Raw genomic sequence first — 7,534 nt, forward strand, 5'->3', positions numbered from 1 at the left:
GGCAGCACCAGAGACTGGTCGCCCATCGAGGTGGTCACCCTCAACCCAGAGCGCGACGAGGTGGTCAGCAGCGCGGCCACCGCTCCACATACTCAGCTCAAAGCTGCTTGAATCAGGCGACAACTATCTTGACGCGCGCCGAAGCATGGTGTATTCGTGATGTTGGAGAGTTAGGCCGAGGGGCTTGCGGAAGCGCCTCAGTGGTGTCCGTAGTAGCTGGGTCCACGCACGTTGTCGTGGACGGGCATGGACGCCGTGTCGCCGCCCAGCAAGCTGCTGTCTCGCCGGTCGAGGCCGCTGACCAGGATCGACTTGACGCTGCGGTAGTGCGGCGCGCGGATGGACTGCGCTCGGGCACACGCGGCTTCCAGCCGCTCGTCGCCGTACTCGCGCGCCAGCCGCATCAGCCCCAGGCAAGCGCGGTAGCCCTGCTCGGGGTGCGTGCGGTGCTCCATCTGCCAGCGCACGACGCCAGCCGTGGCTGCACCGATGCGCTCGCCCCAACCGATGAGCTTGGCCGGCGTCCATTGCCGGTGCGCGCGGTGCGACGCCGGCATGTGCTCGGCCACCGTGGTGAAGCCACCCACGATGTGGCTGAGGGCGTGTGCCGCGATGCGCTGGCGCCGCAGCAGCACCTCCAGCGTGCCGGCCGTGATGCGCAGCTCCACGGCGGCGCCGACGTGCTGGTGCGGCACCGAGTAGTAGTGGCCCTCGAAGGCCACGTGATAGTCGATGTTGACCCGCGCCGGCTTGAACTGCGCGAGCACCATCGGCGATGCTGGCAGCGGCTTCAAGGCCGGTGCGTCCAGCGCTGCGAAGGCCACCGCCCGGCAGCCGGGCAGCTTCTTGAAGGGACGCTGGTTGAGGTCGACCAACAGCTGCGCGATGGCGCGGTTGAGTTCCACCAGGCTGAAGAAGCGTCGATGGCGCATCCGCGCCAGGATCCAGCGCTCGACCACCTGCACACCCACCTCGACCTTGGCCTTGTCCTGGGGCCGGCCTGGGCGTGCCGGCAGCACCGCCACGCCGTAGTGCTCGCCCAGTTCCTGCATCAGCCGCGCGGTGACGGGCTCGTAGGCATCGGGGTTGGCGATGAGCGCGCGTGGCTGATCGGGCACCAGCAGCTTGGGCACGCCGCCGATGAACGACAGCGTCGCGATGATGGCGCCCACCCAGTCGGCGGCCGTCTGCTGCCAGGTCGCGCAGGCGTAGGTGTAGTTCGACGCCCCCAGCACCGCCACGAACACCTGGGCTCGGCGGATCTCGCCGGTGCCTGCGTCCACCACCGGCACCGTCTGGCCGGCGTAGTCGACGAACAGCCGCTCGCCGCCGTGGTGGACCTGGCGCATCGAGCGCTTCAGGCGCTTGGCCCAGGCGCGGTACTTCTCGCAGAAGGCGCTGTAGCGGTAGGCAGCCTCGCCGGCGCCCGCGCGGTACTCCTCCCACAGCAGCTGCAGTGTGACGCCCGGGCGCTTGAGCTCTTGATGCAGCGCCGCGTAGTCGGGCTCGTGCCGGGTGCTGCTGCGTGGGCGTGGTGGCGGGTACAGCCGTGCCTGCAGCTCGTCGTCGCTGAGCGTGGCCGCCTTGGGGCCACCCGACGCCGGCGTCGCGCGCATACATCGCGATCTCGCTGACGGTGGTCTTGCTGATGCCCAAAGCGGCGGCCACCTGCCGGGTGCTGAGGCTGGCGTCGGCCAGCAGTCGAAGTGCTTGTCTGATCTTGCTCATGAGGACCCTTGGTGTGGGCATCGCCTCTCCCGGCCAAAAAGCCGGGCAGCCTATGCCTCGTTGGGTCACTCAGGACACCCTCCCGGTGTCCGCGATCAGTTTGGAATGCCGTCCGCCATCAGCGTGGAACGGTGTCCGCCATCACGGCGCAATGCTGTCCGCCATCAGAGCGGAACGGTGTCCGTGATCGCGTGGAATACGCAGCCGCAGGTTGGACACGTGCCTATGGCCTTCACCAGAGCGTCCACCAGCGCGTGGAGAGGCCCTTGATGTTGGTCTCCTGGATTATGGCGGTGAGCGCCTTCTCGGCAGTCCTGCGCGACTCCAGGAACTCGGGGAAGTAGCTGCCCTGGCCGCAGCCGCCGGCGGCCACATGCGCCGTGGTGTCGAGCAGGTCGGCGTCGGCCATCAGCTTGCCCGAGCCGGCCTTGCGTGCGAACAGGGGCGCCAGTGATGTCTCGATATTTGCCCAGGGCGTGCGCTGGGCCAGCACTGCCAGCGGGTGGCGGGCATTCAGCCTATCCTATCTTCCTGGAGTTCTGACCATCGGCGATCACCCCGGATGCCCAGTGTTCATGCGGGTTGTCAGGGTTCTGCAGGGCCGACTACTTACGGTTCACCCCGGCGGGCTATTGCCGCTGGCCTCGCATCATGCCGGCGCCTGGCCCGCACCCAGTGATTCGCGCACGAACCGGACCAGTGCGCGGGCCGTCTCCGAACCTGCCGGCACGGGCAAGGTCAGCGCCTGCACCGTATCGATGCCGGCGAGCATTCGCCAGCCGGGTAGCAGATTCACCAAGGGAGGTCCCAATGCAGCGTCTCCAACGCCACTCATGAGTCCCGCGTCCCCCACCGCGCCAGGCGCGTCGGCGAGCGCCAGCATGGCCGCGACGCAGAAGTCTGGTGCCAGCACTACGCCCGCGCCATGCTTGGCCAAGGCTATCAAGCCATCGAGATCGCTGCCCCAGGCCGAAGCTTGAAGGGGCACGTCCTCGCGTTGTCCGTCGGCGTGCTGCCACTGGCTCGCAAAAGGATCCTCCCTTTGACCTAACAGCAGCATGGGTAGGGCGGCCAGCTGCTGCGGCCCGCTCAGCGCGGCTTGCCCTGCCTGCGCGTAGGCATGCACGGAGAACCTCAGCACCGGCTGAGCCACCCAGGCTTCAGGTGGCTTGCTCGTCACGCGGAAGGCGACGTCGAGGCCTTCACGGAGCAGGTCCACCCGGCGATCAGTGAAGAAAAGCTCGTAGCGCACGGCTGGGTGCAGCGCCTGGAAGCGCGCGAGCAGCGGCGCGAGCACATGCCGGCCGAAGCTTGCCGTGGCGCTGATGCGAATGGTGCCGTCCAGCTGATCGCGGGTGTGCCGCAGCGCCAGGCGGGCGCTTTCGGCGGCGTCCCGGACCGCGCGGGCGCGGGCGTGCAGGCGCCGGCCGGCTTCGGTGAGACCCAGGCTGCGTGTGCTGCGCGCGAACAGCGCCAAGCCGACGGCGCTCTCGATGGCCGCGATGCGCCGGCTGATCGCCGCCCGCGTGAGCCCCAGATCACGCGCGGCCTGCGCAAAGCTGCCGGCCTGCGCAATACGGGCGAAGAGTTCCAGCGCATTCGCGTCAAGCGCTTCTTCGGCGGCCGTTCGGCGGCGGCGGCCGACGCCTGGCAATGTGGGTGGCTTTGTCGACATTTGGTTGACGATCTGGCGCTCAATGGCGGTCTACCGCTTGAATGATTGCCAATCTAGACTGCCTTCATCGCCGCCACAAGCGCGTTGACCCGAGGTCCCAATGCCTACCCTTCCCCTGACTCCCACCGACACACGGTCCCGGTCAATCCCTTCCGCCAGCGCGCTTGACGTGGATGAGTCAGGTGCGCACCACTTGCAGGTTCGCGTCTGCCCAACACCGCTGCGCTGCAATGACGGTCGCTTGCTCGCGGCGCAGTGGTTCGAGCCGCCCCAAGCCGTCGGCGTCAAAGCCGTGGCTGTCATCGGCGCAGCGACAGCCGTGCCTGCCAGCTACTACCGCCACTTTGCTGAATGGCTGGCGCGCCGCGGATACGCGGTGCTGAGCTTTGACTACCGCGGCATCGCGGCTTCGCGGGACGCCTTGCGACCCGGCGAGGACGTGCGACTGCGCGACTGGGCCCGGGTGGACATGGGCGCGGCGCTGCACGCGGCAGACAAGCGCCGGCGCGAGGAAGCCGCAGCCCGCAGTCGCGAGATCGGACTGCTCTGGGTGGGTCATTCGCTGGGCGGCAACGCAGTCGGCCTGGTGCCCGGCTTTGCCGACAAAGTGGACGCGCTGCTTGGCGTTGCGGCCCAGGTGGCCTACCTCGGCCACTGGTCGGGGTTTGCGCGCCTGCAGGCCTGGCTGTTCTTCCATCTGATGCTGCCGGGCGTCGTGCGCCTGCTGGGTCACGCGCCGGGCCGCATGCTCGGCCCGCGGGCTCAGGACCTGCCGGCCGCAGCGGCACTGGAATGGGCCGCCTGGGGGCGCATGCCAGGCTTCCTGTTCGGGGACGCAAGCCTGGCCCGTGAGCGCAGCTACGACCGCTTCAGCGGTACAGCGCATCTTTGGAGCATCACCGACGACCACCTGTTCGGTCCCGCCCCGGCGGTGGACGCCTTGGCGGGCCACTTCAGCGCTGCACGCGTGGAGCGCCATGCCGTGTCACCCGCCGATCTCGGCGTGCGAAGGATCGAACACTTCGGCCCGTTCCGCCGTGACCTGGGCGCCAGGCTGTGGCCCAAGCTGCTCGCACCCATCGAGGCGGCCACGCCGCGGCTCGCTGGGGTCTGGCCGGCGGCGCGGTTCGGCCACTGAACCACCGCGTTCACGCGCGCGTCATGACGGCCGGGCAGCATGTCTGCCATGCCGACGACGCAAGACTCCGCTGCCGCCGACACACCCAGTTTGTCGGTGCGCACCGTCTGGATCTCGGACCTGCACCTGGGCACGCCCGGCTGCCAGGCCAAGGCCCTGCTCGACTTCCTTCGCGATGTCGAATGCGAGACCCTCTACCTGGTCGGCGACATCATCGATGGCTGGCAGTTACGCCGTTCCTGGTACTGGCCACAGGCGCACAACGATGTCGTGCAGAAGCTGCTGCGCAAGGCGCGCAAGGGCACGCGGGTCATCTTCATCCCGGGCAACCACGACGAATTCGCGCGCAAATACCTGACGCACAACTTCGGCGGGGTCGACGTGATGGAGGAGGCCATGCATGTGACAGCCGATGGCAAGCGGCTGTGGGTCACGCATGGCGATCTCTATGACGGCGTCATCCAGTGCGCGCGCTGGCTGGCCATCGCGGGCGACCTGGCCTATGAGCTCACGCTCAAGGTCAACCGCTGGTTCAACCGCATCCGCGCCAAGTGCGGCCTGCCCTACTGGAGCCTGTCGCGCTATCTCAAGCACAAGGTCAAGCGCGCGGTCAGCTACATCAACGAGTTCGAGAACGCCGTGGCACGCGAAGCCAGGAAGCGCGGCGCGCATGGCGTCGTCTGCGGCCACATCCACCATGCCGAGATCCGCGAGATAGACGGCGTGCTGTATTGCAATGATGGCGACTGGGTCGAGAGTCTGACGGCGCTGGTCGAGCACCATGACGGCCGGCTCGAGATCATCGACCGCGGTGACCAGGCGGCGCTGCCGGGGATGCTGCTGCCCGCGCCGCAGGCAATCGCTGCGCCCGTCGCGATGCCGGTGTCCATGCCGGTCGCAGCCGGTACCGTGGCGACGACGGTGTCGCCCGACACCGTCGCCTGAGCGGCGTCAGTCGATCCGTTTGAGCAGCGCCTGTCCGGCGGGAATCTGCACCCCGGGTGCGATGCCCTCGGCCAGCTCGAAGCCTTGGGGCACGAAGACGATGATGGTCGAACCATGCTCGAACCAGCCCATCTCCTGGCCCTTGGCGTGCGGCGCCGAACACGGCATCTCGTTGGCGCCCTTGCGGCCGATGTGCAGCAGCACATCCAGGAAGTGCAGGCGAATGCTGGCGACGAGAATCGCCGCGACCGGTACCAGCGCGATGGCGTGGCCGCTCGCAAGCGTCATGCGCACGACGGCGCGCTCGTTGCGGCAGAACAGCCGCTCCACGCGCTTGAGCGCCACCGGGTTCACGTTCCAGGTATCACCGCTCAGATAGGTCACATGGTCGACCGTGCCATCGGCCGGCGCATGGAAGCGGTGATACATGGCCGAAGTCAGCCGCAGCGTGACGAAACGGCCGCCCTCGAAGGCGCTGGCGTCCTGAGTTGGCCCGAACAGTTCCGCGGTCGAGTACGGAAAGCCCTTGGCCTGATAGACCTGGCCCTGCTCGACAACCCCGGTCGCGCCGACGATGCCGTCGCTCGGGCTTGCGAGCACCCCGGGCCGCGCATCGAACACGCGCGAACCCGGTTTGAGCTCGCGCGTGAAGCAGTCCCTCAGCGAGCGGAATTCGCGGTGCTTGGCTTCGCTCAGGTCCAGCGATGTGAACATCTGCCAGACGGCGATGCTGAGCCGGGTCAGCAGCGGGCTGTCGATGCGCGACAAGCGCCCCATCAGCCGTGTCAGCGCGATGCGGGGCACCCGGTTGGTCAGCAGGAAGTTCAGGTCCTCCTGCGCCACCAGGCGCTTGAACCAGCCGGGACGGGGCGCGGCGTTGCCGTTCATCCCGGCGCTCAGTGCGGGCGAGACGTCTTGGTTGTCCATCTCAGAACTTCTGACCCAGCATTTCGCGCAAGACGCTGCGGCGGATGGCCTTGGCGGTCAGTTCCGGCGCCGTCCACCACCAGCCGTCGGCGCGCATCTCGTCGCAGGCGGCCACGAAGCGATTCATTACCTCGGCGAACTCTGCATCGCTGTAGTTCAAACTGAAGATCAGCCGTCCCGTGCCCACCCAGCTCAGTGCCAGGCCCTGCTTGCGCAGATAGAACTGCAGCATCCAGTGGTAGCGGCCGGGCTGGTCGTACATGACCGTCCAGATCGTCGACAGATTGGCCATACGTACCGGTGCACCCGCTGCCGCCAAGCGGGCATTGAACTGGTCGCAGCGCGCGTTCCAGCGCTCCTCGAGGCCGTCGTACAGGGCGCGCACCTCGGGCCGCTCGATGCGCTTCAGGAAGGACGCCATCGCGGCGACCACATAGGGGTGGGCGTTGAAGGTGCCGCGGGCGAAGCAGATGTCTGCCGGCCGGTCCTCGCGGTAACGCGTCATCAGTGCGCGGCGGCCGCAGACGACGCCGACCGGCAGACCGCCGCCCAGCGTCTTGCCGTAAGTGACGAGATCGGCCTTGACCCCGAAGTACTGCTGCGCACCGCCCGGTGCCAGGCGGAAACCGACGAACACCTCGTCGAAGATCAGCACGATGCCGCGCGCGGTGCAGACCTCGCGCAGCTTTTTCAGCCAGCCCGTGTAGGCCTCACGGTCGTAGTTCGCACGGCGGCTGCCGTCGATCAGCGATGAGTCGCCCGGTGCGCTGACATTGGGGTGCAGCGCCTGCAGCGGGTTCACCAGCACACAGGCGATGTCGCGGCGCGTGGCCAGCACCCTCAGCGAACGCTCGGCCATGTCCTGCAGCGTGAAGGTCTCGCGCGGCGGCAGCGGGTTGCCGGGGCCGGGCTGCACATCCTCCCACCAGCCGTGGTAGGCGCCGGCAAAGCGCACCAGGCGCTTCTTCTTCGTGTGATAGCGCGCCAGGCGAACCGCCTGCATGACGGCCTCGGTGCCGGACATGTGGAAGCTCACCTCGTCCTGGCCGGAGATGGCGTTCAGGCGGCTAAGCACGTCCAGCACGCAGGGGTGGTAGGCGCCCGGCACTGGCCCCAGGTCG

Annotated in this window: 5 protein-coding genes and 2 pseudogenes; 2 read left to right on the forward strand and 5 right to left on the reverse strand. The window is 68.1% G+C overall.

Annotated features, from left to right (window positions below; genetic code table 11):
- Nucleotides 1-197 precede the first annotated feature (197 nt).
- From istA to ACT6S0_RS25100, 3 genes and pseudogenes are all read right to left on the reverse strand, one after another.
- Nucleotides 198-1,749, reverse strand: a pseudogene (gene istA / locus ACT6S0_RS25090) (IS21 family transposase).
- Nucleotides 1,750-1,949: 200 nt separating this feature from the next.
- Nucleotides 1,950-2,080: pseudogene (locus ACT6S0_RS25095) on the reverse strand (transposase); the annotation flags it as partial.
- A 297-nt stretch (nt 2,081-2,377) separates the two neighbouring features.
- Entirely contained in the window at nt 2,378-3,403 is a 1,026-nt protein-coding gene (locus tag ACT6S0_RS25100; RefSeq protein WP_444766477.1) for a LysR family transcriptional regulator, read from the reverse strand.
- A 193-nt stretch (nt 3,404-3,596) separates the two neighbouring features.
- Here ACT6S0_RS25100 and ACT6S0_RS25105 point away from each other — a divergent pair, with 193 nt between their 5' ends.
- The gene (locus tag ACT6S0_RS25105; RefSeq protein WP_444766478.1) at nt 3,597-4,541 is read left to right on the forward strand and encodes an alpha/beta hydrolase family protein; all 945 of its coding nucleotides are present in this window, start codon (nt 3,597-3,599) and stop codon (nt 4,539-4,541) included.
- A 48-nt stretch (nt 4,542-4,589) separates the two neighbouring features.
- Nucleotides 4,590-5,486 carry a UDP-2,3-diacylglucosamine diphosphatase gene (locus ACT6S0_RS25110; protein ID WP_444766479.1) on the forward strand — a complete coding sequence of 299 codons (897 nt, stop codon included), beginning with the start codon at nt 4,590-4,592 and terminating at the stop codon, nt 5,484-5,486.
- A 6-nt stretch (nt 5,487-5,492) separates the two neighbouring features.
- On the opposite strand, the gene asd is transcribed toward ACT6S0_RS25110, so the two are convergent.
- Entirely contained in the window at nt 5,493-6,413 is a 921-nt protein-coding gene (asd, locus tag ACT6S0_RS25115; RefSeq protein WP_444766480.1) for an archaetidylserine decarboxylase, read from the reverse strand.
- 1 nt (nt 6,414) lies between these two features.
- Nucleotides 6,415-7,534: aminotransferase class III-fold pyridoxal phosphate-dependent enzyme (locus ACT6S0_RS25120; protein ID WP_444766481.1), on the reverse strand; the 1,120-nt coding region annotated here is incomplete at its 5' end.

It is taken from the genome of Roseateles sp. (assembly GCF_052436255.1).
GTDB lineage: Bacteria > Pseudomonadota > Gammaproteobacteria > Burkholderiales > Burkholderiaceae_C > Pelomonas.

What these genes read in the sequence shown, in the direction of transcription:
- ACT6S0_RS25100 (WP_444766477.1), bottom strand. Translation starts at nt 3,403, where the DNA reads ATGTCGACAAAGCCACCCACATTGCCAGGCGTCGGCCGCCGCCGCCGA.
- ACT6S0_RS25110 (WP_444766479.1), top strand. Translation starts at nt 4,590, where the DNA reads ATGCCGACGACGCAAGACTCCGCTGCCGCCGACACACCCAGTTTGTCG.
- asd (WP_444766480.1), bottom strand. Translation starts at nt 6,413, where the DNA reads ATGGACAACCAAGACGTCTCGCCCGCACTGAGCGCCGGGATGAACGGC.